18 protein-coding genes and 2 tRNA genes are annotated in these 21,629 nt (G+C 70.5%); 10 read left to right on the forward strand and 10 right to left on the reverse strand.

Annotated elements, in window-relative coordinates; translation table 11 throughout:
- Positions 1 to 61: 61 nt before the first annotated feature.
- The 3 genes from ACGH2B_RS19160 to ACGH2B_RS19170 form a co-directional block, all read right to left on the reverse strand.
- Complete coding sequence (locus ACGH2B_RS19160) at positions 62 to 703, reverse strand: superoxide dismutase (RefSeq protein WP_345084175.1); 642 nt, start codon at positions 701 to 703, stop codon at positions 62 to 64.
- Positions 704 to 901: 198 nt separating this feature from the next.
- Positions 902 to 2,347, reverse strand: coding sequence for an amino acid permease (locus ACGH2B_RS19165; RefSeq protein ID WP_399090978.1), 1,446 nt, complete (start codon positions 2,345 to 2,347; stop codon positions 902 to 904).
- Positions 2,348 to 2,640: 293 nt separating this feature from the next.
- The gene (locus tag ACGH2B_RS19170) at positions 2,641 to 4,053 is read right to left on the reverse strand and encodes an amino acid permease (protein WP_399090981.1); all 1,413 of its coding nucleotides are present in this window, start codon (positions 4,051 to 4,053) and stop codon (positions 2,641 to 2,643) included.
- Positions 4,054 to 4,360: 307 nt separating this feature from the next.
- On the opposite strand from ACGH2B_RS19170, the gene ACGH2B_RS19175 reads away from it, so the two are divergent.
- Positions 4,361 to 4,957: a biotin transporter BioY gene (locus tag ACGH2B_RS19175; RefSeq protein ID WP_399090984.1), complete on the forward strand. Its 597-nt coding sequence runs from the start codon at positions 4,361 to 4,363 to the stop codon at positions 4,955 to 4,957.
- A gap of 132 nt (positions 4,958 to 5,089) precedes the next feature.
- Here ACGH2B_RS19175 and ACGH2B_RS19180 read toward each other — a convergent pair whose 3' ends face one another.
- Positions 5,090 to 6,541, reverse strand: a complete 1,452-nt coding sequence (locus ACGH2B_RS19180) for an amino acid permease (protein WP_399090987.1) — start codon at positions 6,539 to 6,541, stop codon at positions 5,090 to 5,092.
- Positions 6,542 to 6,731: 190 nt separating this feature from the next.
- Between ACGH2B_RS19180 and ACGH2B_RS19185 the strand changes: the two genes are divergently transcribed.
- Both ACGH2B_RS19185 and ACGH2B_RS19190 read left to right on the forward strand, forming a co-directional pair.
- Entirely contained in the window at positions 6,732 to 7,217 is a 486-nt protein-coding gene (locus ACGH2B_RS19185; protein ID WP_399090990.1) for a ribose-5-phosphate isomerase, read from the forward strand.
- A 77-nt stretch (positions 7,218 to 7,294) separates the two neighbouring features.
- Positions 7,295 to 8,134: an Fpg/Nei family DNA glycosylase gene (locus ACGH2B_RS19190; RefSeq protein WP_399090993.1), complete on the forward strand. Its 840-nt coding sequence runs from the start codon at positions 7,295 to 7,297 to the stop codon at positions 8,132 to 8,134.
- 415 nt (positions 8,135 to 8,549) lie between these two features.
- Here the strand turns inward: ACGH2B_RS19190 and ACGH2B_RS19195 are convergent, their stop codons facing one another.
- Complete coding sequence (locus ACGH2B_RS19195) at positions 8,550 to 9,779, reverse strand: GNAT family N-acetyltransferase (protein WP_399090996.1); 1,230 nt, start codon at positions 9,777 to 9,779, stop codon at positions 8,550 to 8,552.
- A 126-nt stretch (positions 9,780 to 9,905) separates the two neighbouring features.
- Here ACGH2B_RS19195 and ACGH2B_RS19200 point away from each other — a divergent pair, with 126 nt between their 5' ends.
- On the forward strand, positions 9,906 to 11,051 hold the full coding sequence (locus ACGH2B_RS19200) for a PP2C family protein-serine/threonine phosphatase (RefSeq protein ID WP_399090999.1): 1,146 nt from the start codon (positions 9,906 to 9,908) through the stop codon (positions 11,049 to 11,051).
- Here the strand turns inward: ACGH2B_RS19200 and ACGH2B_RS19205 are convergent.
- Both ACGH2B_RS19205 and ACGH2B_RS19210 read right to left on the reverse strand, forming a co-directional pair.
- Entirely contained in the window at positions 11,032 to 12,252 is a 1,221-nt protein-coding gene (locus tag ACGH2B_RS19205) for a cation:proton antiporter (protein WP_399091003.1), read from the reverse strand. The two genes, ACGH2B_RS19200 and ACGH2B_RS19205, sit on opposite strands and share 20 nt — an antisense overlap.
- 514 nt (positions 12,253 to 12,766) lie before the next feature.
- Positions 12,767 to 13,996, reverse strand: coding sequence for an acyltransferase family protein (locus ACGH2B_RS19210; protein WP_399091006.1), 1,230 nt, complete (start codon positions 13,994 to 13,996; stop codon positions 12,767 to 12,769).
- 698 nt (positions 13,997 to 14,694) lie between these two features.
- Here ACGH2B_RS19210 and ACGH2B_RS19215 point away from each other — a divergent pair.
- Positions 14,695 to 14,889, forward strand: coding sequence for a hypothetical protein (locus ACGH2B_RS19215; RefSeq protein WP_030283919.1), 195 nt, complete (start codon positions 14,695 to 14,697; stop codon positions 14,887 to 14,889).
- 93 nt (positions 14,890 to 14,982) lie between these two features.
- Here ACGH2B_RS19215 and ACGH2B_RS19220 read toward each other — a convergent pair whose 3' ends face one another.
- Positions 14,983 to 15,369, reverse strand: a complete 387-nt coding sequence (locus tag ACGH2B_RS19220; protein WP_399091009.1) for an arsenate reductase family protein — start codon at positions 15,367 to 15,369, stop codon at positions 14,983 to 14,985.
- Between the two features lie 77 nt (positions 15,370 to 15,446).
- Positions 15,447 to 15,517 (reverse strand) — tRNA-Gly (locus ACGH2B_RS19225).
- 137 nt (positions 15,518 to 15,654) lie between these two features.
- On the opposite strand from ACGH2B_RS19225, the gene ACGH2B_RS19230 reads away from it, so the two are divergent.
- The 5 genes from ACGH2B_RS19230 (at position 15,655) to clpX (ending at position 20,497) form a co-directional block, all read left to right on the forward strand.
- Positions 15,655 to 15,731, forward strand: a tRNA-Pro gene (locus ACGH2B_RS19230).
- Positions 15,732 to 16,030: 299 nt separating this feature from the next.
- Positions 16,031 to 17,422 (forward strand): trigger factor, encoded by a 1,392-nt coding sequence (gene tig, locus ACGH2B_RS19235; protein ID WP_399091012.1) that lies wholly within the window; start codon positions 16,031 to 16,033, stop codon positions 17,420 to 17,422.
- Positions 17,423 to 17,707: 285 nt separating this feature from the next.
- Positions 17,708 to 18,310, forward strand: a complete 603-nt coding sequence (locus tag ACGH2B_RS19240) for an ATP-dependent Clp protease proteolytic subunit (protein WP_399097122.1) — start codon at positions 17,708 to 17,710, stop codon at positions 18,308 to 18,310.
- Between the two features lie 67 nt (positions 18,311 to 18,377).
- Positions 18,378 to 19,055, forward strand: a complete 678-nt coding sequence (locus ACGH2B_RS19245) for an ATP-dependent Clp protease proteolytic subunit (protein WP_399091015.1) — start codon at positions 18,378 to 18,380, stop codon at positions 19,053 to 19,055.
- A 158-nt stretch (positions 19,056 to 19,213) separates the two neighbouring features.
- The gene (clpX, locus tag ACGH2B_RS19250) at positions 19,214 to 20,497 is read left to right on the forward strand and encodes an ATP-dependent Clp protease ATP-binding subunit ClpX (RefSeq protein ID WP_399091018.1); all 1,284 of its coding nucleotides are present in this window, start codon (positions 19,214 to 19,216) and stop codon (positions 20,495 to 20,497) included.
- Between the two features lie 75 nt (positions 20,498 to 20,572).
- On the opposite strand, the gene ACGH2B_RS19255 is transcribed toward clpX, so the two are convergent.
- Positions 20,573 to 21,520, reverse strand: a complete 948-nt coding sequence (locus ACGH2B_RS19255) for a hypothetical protein (protein ID WP_399091021.1) — start codon at positions 21,518 to 21,520, stop codon at positions 20,573 to 20,575.
- Between the last annotated feature and the right edge of the window lie 109 nt (positions 21,521 to 21,629).

A 21,629-nucleotide genomic window follows, 5' to 3' on the forward strand; every position in this document is an offset into this window, starting at 1 on the left:
TTCTTCCGCCTGCCGGGTGAAGGGTGAGAAGACGATCACGAGGCAGGACGCTTGAGGGGTGTCACGGCGCCAGCAGCAGCGTGTTCGCGCGCTCCTTGGCGGCGGCGTAGCGCTTGGCCACGTCCTGCCAGTTGACGACCTGCCACATCGCCTCGATGAAGTCGACCTTCTGGTTCTTGTACTGCAGGTAGAAGGCGTGCTCCCAGGCGTCGAAGACCAGGATCGGCACCGAGCCCTGGCCGACGTTGCCCTGGTGGTCGTAGATCTGCTCGACGATCAGCCGGCCGCTGACCGGCTCGTAGGCGAGCACGCCCCAGCCGGAGCCCTGCGTGGTGGCCGCGGCCTTCGTGAGCTGCGCCTTGAAACCGGCGTACGAGCCGAAGCTCTCGGCGATGGCGTCGGCCAGCTCGCCCACGCCGTCCTTGGCGTCGGGCTCGCCGCCGCCGTCACCGCTCATGTTGTGCCAGTAGATGCTGTGCAGGATGTGCCCGGAGAGGTGGAACGCGAGGTTCTTCTCCAGCCCGTTGATGCCGCCCCACTGCTCCTTGTCGCGGGCCTCGGCGAGCTGCTCCAGGGTGTCGTTCGCACCCTTCACGTAGGCCGCGTGGTGCTTGTCGTGGTGCAGCTCGATGATCTCGGGGCTGATGACCGGGGCCAGCGCCGAGTAGTCGTAGGGGAGTTCCGGAAGGGTGTAGGTCGCCATGTGCCCAGCCTCTCCAACTGCTTACGCCTTCTTATTGCAACAGGGAGCTATTGCAATTGGTATGCAAGAACGGTCGCCACGCTACCAGCCGGGGTGATCACCGGCGCGGTAAGGGCGACCTGCCCGGGACCGAAGACGGAGGCGGGGCGGGACCCCGGTAGGAGTCCCGCCCCGCCTCGTGCGATGCGTGCGCCCGGATCAGCCGGCCGCCGGCCCGTCGCCCGCCTCGGGCGTGCGGCCCAGCTTCGACCGCAGCAGCCCGATCACGGCCAGCACCGCCGCGAACCCGCCGGTGAACAGGAGCTGGACGCGCTGGTCACCGTCGCGCAGCATCAGCAGCAACACCGCCGCGATCCCGGCCAGCGCCACCCACGTCAGGAACGGGAACGCCCACATCTTCACGACCAGCTTCTCCGGTGCCTCCCGCTCCAACTGCCGGCGCATCCGCAACTGGGCGGCGGCGATGAAGCCCCACACCACCAGCACCGCGGCGCCGACCATGTTCAGCAGCCACTGGAAGACCGTCGTCGGCCACCAGAAGCTGAAGAGCACCGCGAGGAAACCGAACGCCGAGCACAGCACCACCGCACGGCGCGGCACCCCGCCGCTGACCTTGCCGAGGAACGCCGGGCCCTGCCCGCGCGAGGTCAGTGAGAACGCCATCCGGGACGAGCCGTAGATGTTGGCGTTCATCGCGGACAGCAGCGCCACCAGGATGACCACGTTCATGATCTGCCCGGCCGCCGGGATGTCCAGGTAGTCCAGGACCGCGACGTACGGGCCGCTCTTGAGGATGGACGGCTCGTTCCACGGGATGACGGTGACGATGATCGCCATCGAGCCGACGTAGAAGAGGGCGATCCGCCACATCGCGGTCCGCACCGCCCGCGCCACCCCGCGCACCGGGTCCTTCGACTCGGCGGCGGCGATCGTCACCGTCTCCAGACCGCCGTACGCGAAGACCGACGCCAGCAGGCCGACCATCAGCCCGTCGACGCCCTTGGGCAGGAAGCCGCCGTCGCCGGTGAGGTGGGAGGCGCCCGGCGCGGCGGTGCCCGGCAGCACCCCGAAGATCGCCAGCAGGCCCAGGATCAGGAAGATGGCGATCGCGGCGACCTTCAGCGCGGCGAACCAGAACTCGAACTCACCGAAGTTGCTGACCGCCGCGAGGTTGGCGCCGCAGAAGATCACCATGAAGAGCAGCACCCACATCCACGTCTGGGTGCCCGGGAACCACTGCGTCATGATGCCCGCCGCGCCGATCGCCTCGGCGGCCACCGCCACACACAGCAGCGCGGTGAACATCCAGCCGGCGGTGAACCCGGCCCACGGCCCGATCGACCGCCCGGCGTGCACGGAGAACGAACCGGACGCCGGATTGGCCGCGGCCATCTCGCCCAGCATCCGCATGATCAGCATGACCAGCGCGCCGGAGACCGCGTAGGCGAGGACGATCGACGGACCGGCGGCGGCGATGCCCGCGCCCGAGCCGACGAAGAGTCCGGCGCCGATCACCCCGCCCAGGGCGATCATCGACAGATGGCGCTGCTTGAGGCCGTTGGACAGCGTGCCGCCGCCGTCGCCTCCCTGGCCCGCGTCGGACCGCTCGCGCGCGGTCGCGGCGGACGGGGGTATCCCATTCATGTCGTACCTGTCCCAGTGGTGAGAGCGGAGCGGAACCTGCGTTCTCCCGGGGCTGCGACCTGTACGCCTCCGCCGCCGACCCCCGGCCCCCCGCCCGCGACGGCAGGCGTACAGCCCGCGAATGGCGCGGAAACGGGGGGTCCTCGGTGAAGCGCGCTCAGTTTGGGCGTCGGTGTCCGCTCAGGGCAACAGGCATGCAGCGAATGTTCGGTATTCAGACGCGATCGTGACCGTACGTGTCCAGGTCATCGTCGTATGCCACCACAAGCCCCGCCATCGCGGGACAACTCGCTTCAGCGCCGGGATGTCCGGTCGCGCACTTCCCGGGCACCGGCGACCAACAGGACCAGCGCGGTGGCCCCCGCCGACCACAGCAACTGCGGCCGGGCGGTGGCGTCGGTCAGCATCAGCACCAGCACCGCGGCCATCCCGGCCAGAGCCGCCCAGGTCAGATAGGGGAAGGCCCACATCCGCAGGGTCAGCTTCCCAGGAGCCTCGCGCTCGATACGGCGCCGCAGCCGCAGTTGCGAGACGGCGATCAGCGCCCAGACGAAGAGCAGCACCGCGCCGACCGCGTTGAGCAGATAGAGGAAAACCGAATCCGGCCACTTGAGATTCAGCAGCACCGACACGAAGCCGAACGCCACCGACGCCAGCACCGCCCGCCGCGGCACCCCGCCGCCCGCCACCTTCAGCAGCCCGCGCGGCGCCTCGCCCCGCTCCGCGAGCGAGAAGACCATCCGGGACGCGCCGTAGAGATTGGCGTTGAGCGCCGACAGCAGCGCCACGAACACCACGATGTTCATGATCAGCCCGGCACCCGGGATCCCGATGTGGTCGAGCACCGCCACGTACGGGCTCTGCCCCGGCACCAGCTTCGACCACGGCAGCAGCGTGACGATCACCAGCATCGAGCCGACGTAGAAGAAGAGGATGCGCCACACCGCGCTGCGCACCGCACGGCCCACCGCGCGCGCGGGATCGTCCGACTCGGCGGCGGCGATCGTCACGACCTCCAGACCGCCGAACGCGAACACCACCGCCAGCACCCCGGAGATCACCCCGGACCAGCCGCGCGGCAGGAAGCCGCCCTGCCCGGTCAGATTGGCCAGGCCCACCGGCTCGGTGTCCGGCAGCACCCCGAAGACCGCGAGCAGGCCCAGTACCAGGAACAGCACGATCGCGGTGACCTTCAGCGTGGCGAACCAGAACTCGAACTCACCGAAGTTCTTCACCGCCGCGAGGTTGGCGCCGGTGAACACCACCATGAAGAGGAGCACCCAGCCCCACTGCGGCACCGCGGGCACCCAGCCGTGCGCGATCTGCGCCGCGCCCGTCGCCTCCACGGCGAGCACCACGACCAGCAGGAACCAGTACAGCCAGCCGACGCTGAACCCGGCCCAGCGGCCCAGCGCCCGCTCCGCGTGCACCGAGAACGCCCCGGACGCCGGCATCGCCGCCGACATCTCGCCCAGCATCCGCATGATCAGCATCGCCAGCGCGCCCGCGATCAGGTACGACACCGTGATGCCGGGCCCGGCCACCGCGATCCCCGCGCCGGAGCCGACGAAGAGTCCGGCGCCGATCACCCCGCCGAGCCCCAGCATCGTCAGATGGCGCTGCTTGAGCCCCCCGGCGAGGGGCTCCCGCTCGCCGGCGCCCTCTCCGAGCGGAGGCGTCGCGGAGGGGGTCGGTGCGTCAGGCATGGCTCGTAACTCTCGCGCGGTGCGGGGCCCCGCGGACGGCGCGGCCTGTGGACCACCTCAGTTTCCTCGCCCCGGCGACCGCCGCAAAATGCTCCGGCGCCCGCCGCCCGCTTGGTGACGAGCATCACGTGACCTGCGAAAAGGCCCAGGGGACGGCGGTGCCGGGCACGGGTAGGAGTTGTTCGGAACTCTCCAAGCCACCCGGCGCCGCTTTGTCGCCGCCACACGATGATCGCGGTGGCTCCGCTGGACTAACGTCCATCGGGTCCGACCTGTCCGTATCCCTTCCGACCTTCGCGGAGTCCTGATGAGCACTGCAGCTCTCACCCGTCCCGGTGCGGTCCTCGCCGACCTGCTGCCCGCCGCCACCGCCACCCGTGCCCGCGTCCGTGACGCCGCGCTGGTCGCCGGGGGCGCCGTCCTGACCGGCGTCGCCGCCCAGATCGCCCTGCCGATACCGGGCTCCCCGGTGCCGGTGACCGGCCAGACCTTCGCCGCGCTCCTGGTGGGCACCGCCCTCGGCGCCCGCCGCGGCCTCGCCTCCCTCGCCCTGTACGCGGCGGTCGGCCTGGCGGGCGTCCCGTGGTTCGCCGAGGGCAAGTCCGGTCCCGGCGGCGCCACCTTCGGCTACGTCCTGGGCATGCTGCTCGCCTCCGTCGTGGTCGGCGCGCTGGCCCGCCGCGGCGGCGACCGCGGCGTGCTGCGCACCGCCGGGACGATGGCCGCCGGCCTCGCGGTGATCTACGGCGTCGGCGTCCCCTACCTCGCGCTGAGCACCGGCATCTCCTTCGGCCAGGCGCTCGCCGTCGGCATGGTGCCGTTCCTCATCGGCGACGCCCTCAAGGCGGCCCTGGCGATGGGCGCGCTGCCCACCGCCTGGAAACTGGCCGGCCGCCGCGGCTGACCCTCGCGTACGGTCCCGGGCCCGGCAGGGGAGACCCGCCGGGCCCGCACCACGGAACGGGCCGGGCCCCGCACCCACCTGACAGGTGACTGCGGGGCCCGGCCCGTTCCGGTGTCCTTGCGTTCCCGGCGGCTACGCGCGGTCCGTGGCCGGCTCGGGGGCGGCCTCCGCGGCCCCGTCGGCGGTCACGGCCTGTGCCGGTGCGCCGGCGGCGGCCTCGCGGGGACGGCGCCGGTCCAGGATCAGACCGATGGCCAGGACGACCACCGCGGCGACGACGGACAGCACCATCTGCTTACGGCCGTCCGGGTCGTAGAACATGTAGCCCACGACGAAGAGGATCAGCGCGATCGTCGCGTAGGTCAGCCACGGGTACATCCACATCCGGACCGTCAGCCGCTCCGGCATCTCCTTCTCGATGACCTTGCGCATCCGCAGCTGCGAGAAGCAGATGACCAGCCACACGAAGAGCGCGACCGCGCCCGAGGAGTTGAGCAGGAACTGGAAGATGGTGTCCGGCGAGGTGTAGCTGAAGATCGTCGCGACGAAGCCGAAGGCCACCGACGCCCAGATCGCCACGGACGGCACGCCGCCCTTGTTCAGCTTCGCGAAGGACTTCGGCGCGTCACCGCGCTCACCCAGCGAGAAGGCCATCCGGGACGCGGTGTACAGACCCGAGTTGAGACAGGACAGCACCGCCGTCAGCACCACGATGTCCATCACGGTGCCCGCGTACGGGATCTTCAGCGACTCCAGCACGGCCACGTACGGGCTCGCGTCCAGCTTCGGGTCGTCCCACGGCAGCAGCGTCACGATGACCGCGATCGAGCCGAGGTAGAAGAGCGCGATCCGCCAGATGACGCTGTTGACGGCCTGCCGCACGGCCTTCACCGGGTTCGGCGACTCGCTGGCCGCCAGGGTGACGATCTCACTGCCCATGAAGGAGAAGACCACCAGCAGCATGCCGGAGAGGATCGCGCCCGGACCGTTCGGCAGGAAGCCGCCGTGGCCGGTGAAGTTGCTCAGCCCGACCGCGTGGTCGCCCGGGGGCAGACCGAATATCGCCAGCGCGCCGACGATGATGAAGACGACGATCGCGACGACCTTGATACCGGCGAACCAGAACTCGAACTCGCCGAACGAGCTGACGGAGATCAGGTTGGTACCGGTCAGCACGATCATGACCAACAGTGCCCACGCCCACTGCGGGACGGCGGGGACCCAATTGGTCAAGATCGCGGCAGCCGCGGTCGCCTCGACAGCCAGCACGACCGACCAGAAGAACCAGTACAGCCAGCCGATGGTGAACCCGGCCCAGCGGCCGAGCGCACGGTCCGCGTAAGCGGAGAACGAACCGGATGTGGGGGAGGCCGCGGCCATCTCACCCAGCATCCGCATGACGAGCACGACCAGAAGTCCGGTCAGTGCGTAAGAGAGGAGAATGCCCGGTCCGGCGGCCTTGATACCGGCGCCGGACCCGACGAACAGTCCGGCTCCGATGACGCCACCGATGGCGATCATCGACAGATGCCGGTTCTTGAGTCCTGCCTGAAGCCCGTCCGTGGTAGGCGGGTGCGTGCCCATGTGCACCGTCCTTCAGTGGTTCTCGGTTTCGAGTCCCCGCATTAGACAGTCGGCACCGACCGCTTAGGAAGATCCGACTCCGGATCGTTGTCGTTCCTGTTCAGCTGTATGAAGAGTGGCTGAAACCTTCCCGCCATATGTACGAAGACCCGGCGCCACAGAGCCGCATTCCGCATGCCACACTCATGCCATGCGCGTGTATCTCGGCTCCGACCATGCCGGTTTCGACCTCAAGAACCACCTCGTCGACTGGCTCAAGGCCCACGGCCACGAGCCCGTCGACTGTGGTCCCCACATTTACGACGCCCAGGACGACTACCCCCCGTTCTGCCTCCGTGCGGCCGAGCGGACCGCGGCGGACGCCGACGCCCTCGGCATCGTGATCGGCGGCTCCGGCAACGGCGAGCAGATCGCCGCCAACAAGGTCAAGGGCGTGCGGGCCGCACTCGCCTGGAGCGAGGAGACCGCGAAGCTCGGCCGCGAGCACAACAACGCAAACGTGATTTCCGTCGGTGGCCGGATGCATACCCTTGAGGAGGCCACCCGTTTCGTGGAGATTTTCCTCGCCACCCCGTACTCCGGCGAGGAGCGCCACACCCGCCGCATCGAGATGCTCTCGGCGTACGAGACCACCGGCGAACTCCCCCCGATCCCGGCCCACCACCCGCAGGGCTGACCGCCCGCGAGCCCGCCGCCGCCCGCTTCCCCGGCCGCCGGGGGAGCGGGCGCACCCACACCTGAAGGACGCACCGCATGCCCGAGGGGCACACCATCCACCGCCTCGCCCTCGACCACCACGAGCGCTTCGCGGGCGAGGCGGTCCGCGCGAGCAGCCCGCAGGGCCGGTTCGCGGCCGGCGCGGCGCTCGTCGACGGCCGGGTCCTGGAGTGCGCGGAGGCCCACGGCAAGCACCTCTTCCTCGGCTTCGGGCCCGCCGGCTGGGTCCACATCCACCTCGGCCTCTTCGGCAAGCTCGGCTTCGGCACCGCCCCGGCGCCGCCCGCAACCGACACCGTCCGGCTCCGCCTCGCCACCGGCGACCACCACGCCGACCTGCGCGGACCCACCGCCTGTGAGCTGATCACCGACGCCGAGAAGCAGGCGATACACGACCGCCTCGGTCCCGACCCGCTGCGCGGCGACGACGACGGCGAACGGGCCTGGCGGCGCATCTCCCGCAGCCGCACCACCATCGCCGCGCTCCTGCTCGACCAGAAGGTCGTCGCGGGCGTCGGCAACGTCTACCGCGCCGAGGTCCTCTTCCGCCGCGGCATCGACCCGTACCTCCCGGGCCGGGCCCTCGCCCGCGACGACTGGGACGCGATCTGGGCCGACCTCGTCGCCCTGATGCGCGAGGGCGTCCGGCACAACCGGATCGACACCGTCCGGCCCGAGCACCTGCCCGAGGCGATGGGCCGCCCGCCGCGCGTCGACGACCACGGCGGCGAGGTGTACGTCTACCGCCGCGCCCACCAGCCCTGCCACCTGTGCACCACCGAGATCCGCACCGCCGACCTGGCCTCCCGCAACCTCTTCTGGTGCCCCCGCTGCCAGCCGGCACACGGGGGCTGCCCCCGGGCCGAAGGGGCCTGAACGGGCCCGAACGGGCGGCCCGGCGCGCCCGGCCCCGGCGGCCTGCCTCGGCCACGGCCCGCCCGGCCCCGGCGCCTGCCAGGTCACGGCGCCTGCCAGGTCGCTGAGGCCCGCTTCGGCCACGGCCCGTCTCACCACGAGCCCGGCGCCTGCCAGGTCACGGCGCCCACCCGGCCACTGAGGCCCGCCTCGGCCACGGCCCGCCCGGCCACGGCGCCTGCCAGGTCGCTGAGGCCCGCTTCGGCCACGGCCCGTCTCACCACGAGCCCGGCGACGGACGGCCCGCCGCGCACCCGGCCCGCCCCGGGCCCGCGCACCCGTTCCGGTGGCGGGCCCCGTGGACCGGCCCTCTCGGAAACCGGCCCTTCTGGAAACCGGCCCTCTCGGAATCCGGCCCTTTGGGAAACCGGCCCTCTCAGAACTCGTGCGGCAGCCACGGCGCGACGTCCGAGCCGAACGCCACCGACGCCGCCGCCAGCGCACCCGGCCGCAGCTCCCGCACCCGCCCGGCCCCGGCCATCGCCGACAGCGTGAAGCCGCCCAGGTACGCCGAGCCCAGCTCCCGTACGGAGAGCGCCAGGTCGGCCGGGTCGGCGGTCCGCTCGCAGAGCGCGCCGGAGCCGTCGCCGGACAGCCGCCAGCGGCCCTCGTTCCAGGGGCAGAACGGATCGGCCACGTCCAGCACCACGTCCACCGGCCGCTGGTACGTCCGCGCCGACAGCGCCGCGCCCAGCTCCACCGGCCGGACGAACGCCGCCTCACGCAGCCCGATCAGACACCGCCGCATGTCCGCGACGAGATGCAGCAGCGGATCGTCCACCGGAAGGTTCCGCGCCGTCACCCACGTCGTCAGGTCGATGCCGAAGAGGTAGCGCCACAGCGCCGCGCCCACCACCGGATCCGGCGCGGCCAGATCCCACACCCGGACCGTGCCCTGCGGACCCGCCTCGGCCCAGTCGCTCACCACGGAGTACCGGGCGTAGCCGGCCACCTCACCGCCGGACTCGGCCACCACGCACTGCATCGGCCCCTGGTCGTCGTCGCGGTCGTCCTCCGGGTCGAGGATCACCATCCGCTCCCAGCCCGGCTGCCGCGTCAGCATCCCGGCGCGCCCCGCGACCGTGCGCGCGTAGACCGCCTCGCACGCCGCCAGCGCCTCGTCGGGCTCCTTCAGCCGCAGCCGGACACCGTCACAGCCGGGCAGGTCCGGTGCGGCCACCCGGGTGGTGTCGACCTTGATCCGCATCTCCTGCGTCGCCGCGCCGTACCCGAACCGCCCGTAGATCGCGGACTCCGACGCCGTCAGCATCGCCAGCGGCTCGCCCCGCTCCCGTACGTCGTCCAGTTGCCGCCGCATCATCGCGGTCAGCACCCCGCGGCGGCGGTGCGTCGGCTGCACGCTGACCATCGTCATGCCGGCGGCCGGCACCGACGCGCCGCCCGGCACCGTCACACCGAAGGAGAAGGCGCCCGCGGTGCCGACGATCTCGCCGTCGTCCCACGCGGCGAGGGAGCGGCCGGGCTCCATCAGCTCCCGCCACAGCGCCCGCTCCTCGTCGGTCTCCTCCTCGCCGAAGGCCCGCTCCAGCTTCGCGTACCAGGCGTCTCCTTCGTCCGGCTGCAACATCCGCAACTCTGTCGTCATACGCCACCTGTACCAGGAGGGTCTCCGGCAGCGCGACCGCATTTCGAACGGGATTCCCGGCAATCACACCGGGCCGCGGCCGGCGAATCGACGCGCCGCCGAACGGGTGGATAAAGTCCCCGTGACATGACACGCCGCCCGGGATCGGAACCCCTGACGGCCCGGCTGCACAAGGCGCTGCACCGGGTCCGCGTCGGCGTGCGCAAGGCCGGGGTCGACTACTTCCGCGGCGACGGCTCCGACGGCCCGGCGGTCGTCGCGCTGCTGGTCTCGGTGGTGCTCATCGCGGGCGGCACGCTCTGGCACACGGAGTGGTTCGGGCCGACCGCACTGGTCCTCCCGGTGATCGCCGGCGGCCTCCTGCTGCGCCCCGCCAACCTCCTCATCCTCTACGCCGCTTCCGCGACGGCCCTGATCGTGGAGGCGGCGCTCTTCGGCCCGTACGACGAGGGCCCGGAGCGCATCACCCCCGGCACGGTCCTGATCGTCGCCGCCGTCGGGTTGATCGGCCTGCTCATCGCACAGTTCCGCAGCCGGGTCGGCGTGCCCTGGCGGCGCGGCTCCACCATGCTGTTCGACCTGCGCGAACGCATCCGGGTGCAGAGCGAACTGCCCCGGCTGCCGGAGGGCTGGCACCACGAGATGGCGCTGCGTCCGGCCGGCGGGCAGTCGTTCTCGGGGGATTTCGTCGTCGCCTCCCGCACCCAGGGCGGCAACATCCTGGAGGTCGTCCTCACCGACGTCTCCGGCAAGGGCATGGACGCCGCCTCCCGCTCGCTGCTGCTCTCCGGCGCCTTCGGCGGCCTCCTCGGCTCGCTGCCGCCGCACGGCTTCCTGCCCGCGGCCAACGGCTATCTGCTGCGCCAGGACTGGGACGAGGGCTTCGCCACCTCCATCCACCTCGTCCTCGACCTGGAGTCCGGCGACTACGAACTGCTCTCCGCGGGCCACCTCCCGGCCCTCCAGCTCTGCGCCGGGACCGGCCGCTGGGAGGAGAAGTCCGGCGAGGGCCCGCTCCTCGGGGTGTACGACGGGGCGCAGTTCGACCCGGTGAAGGGCCGGCTGCGCCCCGGCGACGTCCTGATGATGTTCACCGACGGCCTGGTCGAGTCCGCGGAACGCGACATCGCCGAGGGCATGGACCGGCTGACCGGCGAGGCCGACCGCTACGTCACGGGCGGCTTCGCGGGCGCCGCCTGGCATCTGATCGAAGCGGTCGCCAAGGACGTCAACGACGACCGGGCGCTGCTCCTCATCTGCCGGGACGCGTAGCGCCGGCCGGCTCGGGCGCCGCTTCCTCCGCCGCGTCCGCCGCGTCCGCCGCCTCGGCCGCGCGACGGCCGCCCGGCAGCACCCGCGCCAGCAGCTCCGCCCGCCCGGCGGCCAGCGGCCCGAGCACCGCGAGGATCAGCACGTACCCGGCGATGAACGGCGACAGCCGCTCGTCGAGCCCCGCGGCCGCCGCCATCGTCGCCAGGATCAGCGCGAACTCGCCGCGGGCCAGCAGCGAAGTGGCGATGCCCGCCGCGGGCCGCGGCCCGAAGCGGTGGATCCGCGCGGCCACCAGCCCGGCGAGGACGTTCATCACCACCGTCAGCGTGACCGCGATGAGCACCGGCACCAGCACCGACGGCAGGTCACCGGGGTTGATGGAGAGCCCGAAGGCGAAGAAGAAGATCGCGCCGAACGCGTCCCGCAGCGGATGCACCAGCTCCCGGATCCGGTCGCCGGAGCTGGTGCCGCCCAGCATCAGACCCACCATGAACGCGCCGATGGCGTCCGCGACCCCGAACCACTCGGAGACCCCGGCGACCAGCACGGCCGCACCGAGGAAGGAGATGACGAGGAGTTCGTTGTCCCGGGTGGCGATCAACCGGTCGACGACCCGGGTGCCCCACCGCGCCGCGGCGGCGAGCAGCAGCAGGAACCCGAACGCCTTGCCCGCGTCGAGCGCCGCCGCACCGAACGAGTCCGCACCGGAGATCACCGGCTGGAGCGCCGCCAGGTACAGCGCCAGGAAGATGTCCTCGACGACGATGATCCCGAGGATCGGCTTCGCCTCGGGACCGCCCAGCCGCCCCGTGTCGACCAGCACCTTGGTGACGATCGCGGACGACGAGATGCCCAGCACCCCGGCGAGCACCAGCGCCTCGGACGTGCCCCAGCCGAGCGCGAAGCCGAAGGCGAGGCCCGCGCCGACGTTCAGCGCCAGATAGGCGCCCCCGGCCAGCGCCATCGCGCGCCCGCCGTTCCTGAGGTCGTCCACATGGAATTCGAGGCCGAGGTAGAAGAGCAGCAGCACCAGCCCGAGGAGCGAGAGCATCTCCAGGTCGTGCGGGTCGGCAACCAGCACCAGGCCGGGGGTGTGCGGGCCGAGCAGAATCCCGGCCAGGATGAAGAGGGGGATGGTCGGCAGGCCGATCCGGCGGCCGATCCGGGCGAGCACGGCGGCGGCCAGAAAGGCCCCGCCCATGGCTATCAGGGTCTGCGCGTGACCGATGGCTCCTCCAAGGTCTGACGGGCGGACGGATGGACGGGGCCGACACGAGACGGGAACGGGACGAACGCCAGGAGTCGGCACTCAAGGTCAAGAGAGAGTCAAGAAATGGTCGATAGTTAGTTTACCAAAGGAGATTTCGGGTGTGCCGAAGTGTGCGCCGGATCCCCTGGGAGGGGTGCCCGCGCGTCCGGACGCGCGACATCAACACGATGGAAGGAAAAGGGAGTTGACCGGCCCCGGCCGCCCCGCGCGACCCCGGCCCGGCCCGGCCTCACGGGCAGGCGCGACCGCACGCCCCCGCGGAGCCCGGCGAAAGACCCGCCGGCCCCGCTGCCGGGCCTCCATCGTCACCGCCGGCGCGAAGAACGGCTTCCGGTCGACGGCGTCCTCGTACCCGGCCAGGCGGTACCAGCCGTCGAACACCTTGGGGGCAGCGCCCCGAACGAGCCGAGCGACCGGCCCGCACCGCCGAACGCCTCATGGCCGGTCAGCGCGGCGAGCCACCCTTGCGCACCCTCCCGGACGGCCCTCGCCCGGCCGGGGCGCCCGCCCCGGTCCCGTTCCGCTCCGCCGCCGCCCGGGCGGCGTCCTCCGGATCCCGGCGGAACGCCCACGCCATCGTCGGCTCCATCGCGAACCGGAAGACCTTACGGACCGGCGGGGTGCACAGCGCCGTCACCACCGCACCGGCGATCACCGTGACCGCGATCTCCCCGAGCGGGGTGTGCAGCCAGGCGTAGTCGTCGAACCAGCCCCAGAAACGGGACCCCTTGGCGAGGAAACCGTGCAGCAGATAGCCGTAGAGCGTGCCCGCGCCCAGCACCGTGAACCACGTCCGCCGCTTCGGCACCCAGGCGTAGAAGCACGCCGTCAGCACCAGCGAACACCCGAAGAGCGCCAGACTCATCACGGCACCGGCCCACCAGGTGGTGCCCAGCTCCTGCGCGCTGTCGCGGTGGTAGAACCACGCCGACGTCATCCGGGGCGCCGCCCAGTACGCCAGCACCACCGCCGCCGCGAAGACCGGCACAGCCGCGATCCGCACCGCCCGCCGCCGCACCCACGCGAAATGCTCCGGCCGCAGATTCAGCCCCAGCACGAAGAACGGCAGGAACTGCAGCACCCGCTGGAGATCGAGATCGTCACCGATCTCCGGCGAGACGGACGCCGCGACGGCGATGACGAGCGCCAGCGGCACCGGCCAACGGACGATCTTCCACAACGGCGTCGTCAGCCGCCAGAGGAACAACGCGACCAGAAACCACGTCAGAAACCACGGATCGAGCAGACTGACCGGCATCTTCGGATCGTCATTCGCCCACCGCGCGAAGAGCGTGTACGCCGTCTCGAAGAGGACATACGGAACGGCGACGCCGGTGACCAGCCGCTGCAGCCGGTCCTTGCGCATATCGAAACTGCGCGAGAAGTACCCGGAGATGATGATGAACGCCGGCATGTGGAACGCGTACACCGTCATGTACAGCGCCTCGGCGGCGCGGCTGCCGTCGGTCAGCGGCTCCCAGGCGTGCCCCATCGCCACCAGCACGATGGCGAGGTACTTCGCATTGTCGAAGAACGCGTCCCTGCCCCGCGCCGGTGCCGCACCATCGGTGCGTCCGGCCGCGGGTCCGCGCGACGGGGGCGCCGTCCGGTCCGCGTCCACCACCTCCCGGGCCTCGGGAAGGGCACGTCGCGAAGGGGCCGCAGGCTGAAACATCTGAGGCACCCTAGTGGCGATCCACCGAATGCGTAAAACCCGCCGTCAGGTAATTCGGCATTTCCCCAGGTAAGCGCCGCACGCGGCCTCCGGCCACCGCGTGATCCATTTCCCCGGCCGCCCGCGCCATATCCCGCCCGAATGCCGTACCCACCGCGGAACTCCCCGGCCAACGCGGAGTTCTATGGCATTTCACCCCCTTAAAACGGTCGATACCGTCCGCGGGAGCCGCCACCGGGAATGTCCCCTTCCGGCACCCGCACCACCGCACCCGATGTGAGTGGCACCACGTCAGGAAAAGCGCTCCGGCGTTCACGCGGTGAATACGCCGGAGCCTCCGCTCGAATAACGGAGTGGCGAAGCTCACTTACCGGCCAGCCGTAACGAAGTAATCCGGCCGAATTACCCGCCATGCCGCGCCGGCCGTTTCCTTACGCCCCGCCCACGCCGTACGGTGCCCCGCCCGGCCACCCCCACGCCCGCTTCCTGGCACCTTGCCGCCATGTTCCCCGGCCCCCGGGCGAGCGCGACGTTCCCCGCCTTCACCCGTCAACGGTACGAAGCGGGCAAAGCGTTGGCCGATGATTCGTCACCCGTATGCGGTGGGAAGTGACTTGGTGGCACGATGGGTGCCTGCGGGGGTGTGCGGCTGCACACTTCCCGGCCGGTGAGGCTTCCGACCGAGGGTGTGATCAGTTGTGGCTCTTTCGCTGTCAGTGGTGCTGCTGTTGGGGATCGTGCTGATCGTGCTGATCCGCGGCAAGACGATCAAGCCCGGCCCGGCGATCGTCGCCATCCTCTTCGGGTTCTTCCTCGCCTCCACCGGCATGGCCCCGTCCATAAACCGGTTCTTCAACTCCCTCGCGGACACGATCAACCACATCACCTTCTGAGCGCCGCCCCGCCGCCCACCCGCGGCGTACCGCGCGCCACCGCCCGCCGGCCCCGGGGCCGGACCGCATCCGCGGCCCGGCCCCGGATCCGTGTCAGCTCCCGGCCGAGGAGTTTCCCGCGCCCCGCGCCAGCGCGGACCGCACCGCCTCCTCGCTGCGCCCGACGACCGCCGTGCCGTCGTCGGCGGTGATGATCGGCCGCTGGATCAGCCGCGGATGCGCGGCCAGCGCCCCGATCCACCGCTCCCGCTCCGCGTCCGACCGCTCCCAGGACGCCACCCCCAGCTCCTTCGCCTCGGCCTCCTGTGTCCGTGTGATGTCCCACGGCTCCAGCCCCAGGCGCTCCAGCACGGCGCGCAGCTCGTCCGCCGTCGGCGGCTCCTCCAGGTAGCGGCGCACCGTGTACCGCGCCCCCTCCTCGTCGAGCAGGCCGACCGCCGAACGGCACTTGGAACACGCGGGATTGATCCAGATCTCCATACCGCCCACCCTATGGGCGTCCCGCGTACGACAAGAGGCCCCGGATCATTGGATCCGGGGCCTCTCGCCCTTCTCTGAGCGGGCGACGGGAATCGAACCCGCGTAGCCAGTTTGGAAGACTGGGGCTCTACCATTGAGCTACGCCCGCATGTGCCACAGGTCGTCGCGACCCCGGCACGCAGTGCACTGTAGCGGGTCGGACCCCTCCACCGCACACCGGTCGGCCGCCCCCGGATATGCGGCGGCCGCAGCGCCATCGGGCATGTACCCTACGTGTCGCACCGACGGGGTGTGGCGCAGCTTGGTAGCGCGTCCGCTTTGGGAGCGGAAGGTCGTCGGTTCGAATCCGGCCACCCCGACCAGCAGTATTACTTCGGCGTACGCCCCGGTGGACCGGCTCCCCGGGTGTTACCGCCTCTCGATGTCACCTACGGATTTTCGTAGGTGACTCTGCGCGGCCACGGCCTCCACGCGCCGCGAGCGCCCGCCGCACGGGCCCGCGAGGTCGCGTTGTCGGTGCCGTCCTCCTTGCGGTTACTATGCAAGCTGCGTGCCCGTGTGTCTTAAGGACCGGGCGCGATCGGCCGGGGCCCGCGCCTGCGGGAGCGTCCCGGAAGATCCCAGCAGAACCCCAAGAAGTCAGCCCCAAGGAGACCGAACCGTGAAGAGCGCCGTGGAGACCCTGAACCCGACCCGGGTTCGGCTCACTGTCGAGGTGCCCTTCGAGGAGCTCAAGGACAGCCTCGACGCGGCGTACAAGAAGATCAACCAGCAGGTCACGGTGAAGGGCTTCCGCAAGGGCAAGATCCCTGCCCGCGTCATCGACCAGCGGTTCGGTCGTGGCGCCGTGCTGGAGGAGGCCGTCAACGACGCGCTCCCGAAGTTCTACACCGAAGCGGTCAACGAGGGTGAGCTGAACGTCCTCGGCCAGCCCGAGGTCGACATCACCGAGCTGAAGGACGGCGAGCTGCTGGCCTTCACCGCCGAGGTCGACATCCGCCCCGCCCTGGAGATCCCGGACTACTCCGGCATCGAGGTCGAGGTCGACGCCGTCACCGTGTCGGACGAGGACATCGACAAGTCCGTCGAGCAGCTCCGTGAGCGCTTCGCCACCACCTCCCCGGTCGAGCGCGCCGCGCAGGACGGCGACGTGCTGACGCTGGACCTGGAGGCCAAGGTCGACGGCGAGGTCCTGGAGGACGGCGTCGCCAAGGGCGTCAGCTACACCGTCGGCTCCGGTGAGCTGCTGGACGGCATCGACGAGGCCGTCAAGGGCGTCGAGGCCGGCGGCACCGCCACCTTCACCTCCGAGCTCAAGGGCGGCTCCGCCCAGGGCAAGGAGGCCGAGGTCAAGGTCGACGTCACCGCCGTCGCCGCCCGTGAACTGCCCGAGCTGGACGACGACTTCGCGCAGCTCGCCAGCGAGTTCGACACGCTCGACGAGCTGAAGGCCGACAGCGCCAAGCGCCTCGAGCAGATGAAGAAGTACGACCAGGCCACCCAGGCCCAGGAGAAGGTGCTGGACGAGCTGCTGAAGCTCGTGGAGGTCCCGATCCCCGAGAAGCTGCTCGAGGACGAGATCAACACCCGCAAGCACAACCTGGTCAACCACCAGCTCGGCCAGATGGGCCTCGACCTCGCGAAGTACCTGGAGATCCAGGGCAAGACCGAGGAAGAGTTCGACGCCGAGACCAAGGAGCAGGCGGAGAAGGGCATCAAGACCCAGTTCATCCTCGATGAGCTGGTCAACAAGGAGAAGCTGAACGTCAGCCAGGAGGAGCTCACCGAGCACCTCATGCGCCGCGCGCAGTCCTCCGGCATGTCCCCCGACCAGTTCGCCCAGGCGGTCGTCGAGGGCGGCCAGGTGCCGATGCTCGTCGGTGAGGTCGCCCGCGGCAAGGCGCTCGCCGTCGTCGTCGAGGCCGCCACCGTCAAGGACAGCAACGGCGAGGTCGTCGAGCTGGACGACGAGGAGGAGGCCGAGGCCGCCGAGACCGTCGTCGCCGAGGCCGAGGGCGCCGACGCCGAGGCCGCGGAGAAGACCGAGAGCTGAGCTCCGGCCCCCTCCCGCACCCCTTGATCACGGGCCCGGACGCGCCGCTGTGCGTGTCCGGGCCCGTGTGCGTCACCGCCCGGTGAGCCTGCGCTCACAGCGAACAGTTCACCAAGCGGGATGGCGTTGTCCGACCTGCGCGTTAGGGTCCGTAGATACGAGGGCAGGGGAGTCTCGAACGCGCCGGGGCCATACCGTACGGCGCAGACCCCCACGCCCCGGCAGACGACGCTGAGACGGTTCCGTACCGTCCGACAACGAGCAGGTGGACACGTGACGATCCCGATGCCTTCCGCCGCCGCTGAGCCGACCTTCGGTGGCCTCGGCGACCAGGTCTACAACCGGCTGCTCGGCGAGCGGATCATCTTCCTCGGCCAGCCGGTCGACGACGACATCGCCAACAAGATCACCGCGCAGCTTCTTCTCCTGGCCGCGGACCCGGACAAGGACATCTTCCTCTACATCAACTCCCCGGGCGGCTCGATCTCGGCCGGCCTGGCGATCTACGACACCATGCAGTACATCAAGAACGACGTGGTGACGATCGCCATGGGCCTGGCCGCCTCCATGGGGCAGTTCCTGCTGAGCGCCGGTACCCCGGGCAAGCGGTTCGCGCTGCCCAACGCGGAGATCCTCATCCACCAGCCCTCCGCCGGTCTCGCCGGCTCCGCGTCGGACATCAAGATCCACGCCGAGCGGCTGCTGCACACCAAGAAGCGCATGGCCGAGCTGACCGCCTTCCACACCGGTCAGACCGTCGAGCAGATCACCCGTGACTCCGACCGCGACCACTGGTTCTCCGCCGACGAGGCGAAGGAGTACGGCCTCATCGACGACGTCATGACCTCCGCCTCCGGCGTTCCGGGCGGGGGCGGCACCGGGGCCTGAGCCCGCGGACCACTCGCCCCACAGCCACCCCAGCCCTTTGATCGCCACCAGGACGGTGAACCTTCCGATGAACAACTTCCCCGGCAGCGGCCTGTACCAGGGCGCCGAGTCCGAGTTTTCCGGCCCGCGCGCCGAGTCCCGTTACATCGTTCCGCGTTTCGTCGAGCGCACCTCGCAGGGCGTGCGGGAGTACGACCCGTACGCGAAGCTCTTCGAGGAGCGGGTGATCTTCCTCGGCGTGCAGATCGACGACGCGTCGGCCAACGACGTCATGGCGCAGCTCCTGTGCCTGGAGTCGATGGACCCCGACCGGGACATCTCGATCTACATCAACTCCCCGGGCGGCTCCTTCACGGCGCTCACCGCGATCTACGACACGATGCAGTTCGTGAAGCCCGACATCCAGACGGTCTGCATGGGCCAGGCGGCGTCCGCCGCCGCCGTGCTGCTCGCCGCCGGCACCCCCGGCAAGCGGATGGCGCTGCCCAACGCCCGCGTGCTGATCCACCAGCCGTACAGCGAGACCGGCCCCGGCCAGGTCTCCGACCTGGAGATCGCCGCCAACGAGATCCTGCGGATGCGTTCGCAGCTCGAGGACCTGCTGGCCAAGCACTCCTCGACCCCGATCGAGAAGATCCGGGACGACATCGAGCGCGACAAGATCCTGACCGCCGAGGAGGCCCTGGCGTACGGTCTGGTCGACGAGATCGTGGCGACGCGCAAGTCGTCGGTCTCGATGGGTTAGCGGTACCCGTACAGGCGCCGGACGCCCGCCCCCTTGGACCGAGTCGACGGAGTCGGTCCAAGGGGGGCCCGTACGAAGGGCCCGGCAAGGTACCGTCGATAGGCAAGCACCCGGGTCCGTAGGAGCAATGCGGATCCCAGGCGAAGGGGAAGCACCTCGTGGCACGCATCGGTGACGGCGGCGACCTGCTCAAGTGCTCGTTCTGCGGAAAGAGTCAGAAGCAGGTGAAGAAGCTCATCGCGGGACCTGGTGTGTACATCTGCGACGAGTGCATCGACCTCTGCAACGAAATCATCGAGGAGGAGCTGGCCGAGACCTCCGAGGTGCGCTGGGAGGAGCTTCCCAAGCCCCGCGAGATCTACGAGTTCCTGGGCGGCTACGTCGTCGGTCAGGAGCCCGCCAAGAAGGCCCTCTCGGTCGCCGTCTACAACCACTACAAGCGGGTGCAGGCGGGCGAGAACGGCGGCGGTCGCGGTGACGACGGCATCGAGCTGGCGAAGTCCAACATCCTGCTGCTCGGCCCCACCGGTTCCGGAAAAACGCTGCTCGCGCAGACCCTCGCCCGGATGCTGAACGTCCCGTTCGCCTTCGCGGACGCCACCGCCCTCACCGAGGCCGGGTACGTCGGCGAGGACGTCGAGAACATCCTGCTCAAGCTGATCCAGGCCGCGGACTTCGACATCAAGAAGGCCGAGACGGGGATCATCTACATCGACGAGATCGACAAGGTCGCCCGGAAGAGCGAGAACCCGTCGATCACCCGTGACGTCTCCGGCGAGGGCGTCCAGCAGGCGCTGCTGAAGATCCTGGAGGGCACCACCGCCTCGGTGCCGCCGCAGGGCGGGCGCAAGCACCCGCACCAGGAGTTCATCCAGATCGACACGACGAACGTGCTGTTCATCGTGGGCGGCGCGTTCGCCGGTCTGGACAAGATCATCGAGGCGCGGTCCGGCGCCAAGGGCATCGGCTTCGGCGCCACGATCCGCTCCAAGCGCGAGATCGAGTCGAAGGACCAGCTCAAGGACGTCATGCCGGAGGACCTGGTGAAGTTCGGGCTGATCCCCGAGTTCATCGGCCGGCTGCCCGTCCTCACCTCGGTGCACAACCTCGACCGCGAGACGCTGCTGCAGATCCTCGTCGAGCCGCGCAACGCCCTCGTCAAGCAGTACAAGCGCCTCTTCGAACTCGACGGCGTGGAGCTGGACTTCGACCGCCCGGCGCTGGAGGCCATCGCCGACCAGGCGATCTTGCGCGGCACCGGCGCCCGCGGACTGCGCGCGATCATGGAGGAGGTCCTCCAGTCGGTGATGTACGAGGTCCCCTCCCGCAAGGACGTGGCCCGCGTCGTCATCACCGAGGACGTCGTGCACTCCAACGTCAACCCGACCCTGGTGCCGCGCAGCCGCGGCGAGTCGGGCGAGCCGCACGAGAAGAGCGCGTAGCGCCCGTCCCGTACACACGAGAGCCGCCCGGCAGCCGACGCACTGCCGGGCGGCTCTTCGTCGGGCCCGCGGCGGCTACTTCTCCTGGCGCACCTCGTTGCGGAGCGTGGCGGTCTTCTCCGACAACTGCTCGGTGGTGAGCGCCTGCGCGGCGGAGGAGCCCGACGGGTCGGGCTTGGCCGCGGAGCTGACGACGCCGACGGCGCTGCTGTCGGCCCAGACGCAGGTGGTCGCCGTCATCGCACCGCTGATGCCGTTCGACGCGGAGTAGGTGCCCTTCTGCGTACGGCACTTCATCACGGCGCCGTCGAAGTCGTCGGGGGAGAACTTCGAGATCGGCACCGTCGTCTCGACCTTCACCCGCGAGGAGTTCTTCTTCTGGTCCTCGTCGACCTTGGCGAACAGGGTGTCCACCGCCGAATCCGGGTCCGCGACCTCGCCGTAGACGCCCGTGACGCTCAGGCCCTGACCGCTGGCGTTGGTGTAGGAGCCCTGCACCACCTTGCTGTTGGTGATGCCCATGGCCCGGAGTTCCTTGTCGTCCGAGAAGTTCTTGTCGCTGCTCGGGGCACCGGGTCGCTCGGGGGCCTTGGTGTACTCGCCGTTCACCAGCTTGTCCTTGAGGACGATGGTGTACGGGGGGACGCTGCCGCCGGAGCCGAAGGCGAAGTAGGCGCCGACGCCGATCGCCGCGACGACGGCCACCACGCCGATGATCAGGCCGACCTTCTTGCCGCCGCCGGAGGACGGCGGGCCCTGCGGGATCGCGCCGTACGGCGTCTGCTGGCCGTACGGGGCCTGCGGCTGCTGGCCGTAGGGGCCCGGCTGCTGCGGCGCGCCGTACGGGGCCTGCTGGGGGGCGCCCTGCTGGGGATAGCCGTAGCCCTGCTGCGGGGGCACCTGACCGCCCTGCTGCGGATAGCCGTAACCGGGCTGCGGGGCCGGGGGCTGCGGCTGGCCGTAGGGTCCGGGCTGCTGGGGCTGCTGGCCGTACGGTCCGGGCGGCGGCTGGTTGAAGCTCATGGAGCGGTTCCCCTCGTGACTGCTGGCGGCAGGGCTTTTCCTGCTCTGACACATCCTGTACGACGCCGGTGACAGCGGGGGCCCCGGGGGCGAAACCGATTCGAAGCTG

The organism is Streptomyces sp. BBFR2 (assembly GCF_044497305.1).
In the GTDB taxonomy this organism is placed as follows: Bacteria; Actinomycetota; Actinomycetes; order Streptomycetales; family Streptomycetaceae; genus Streptomyces.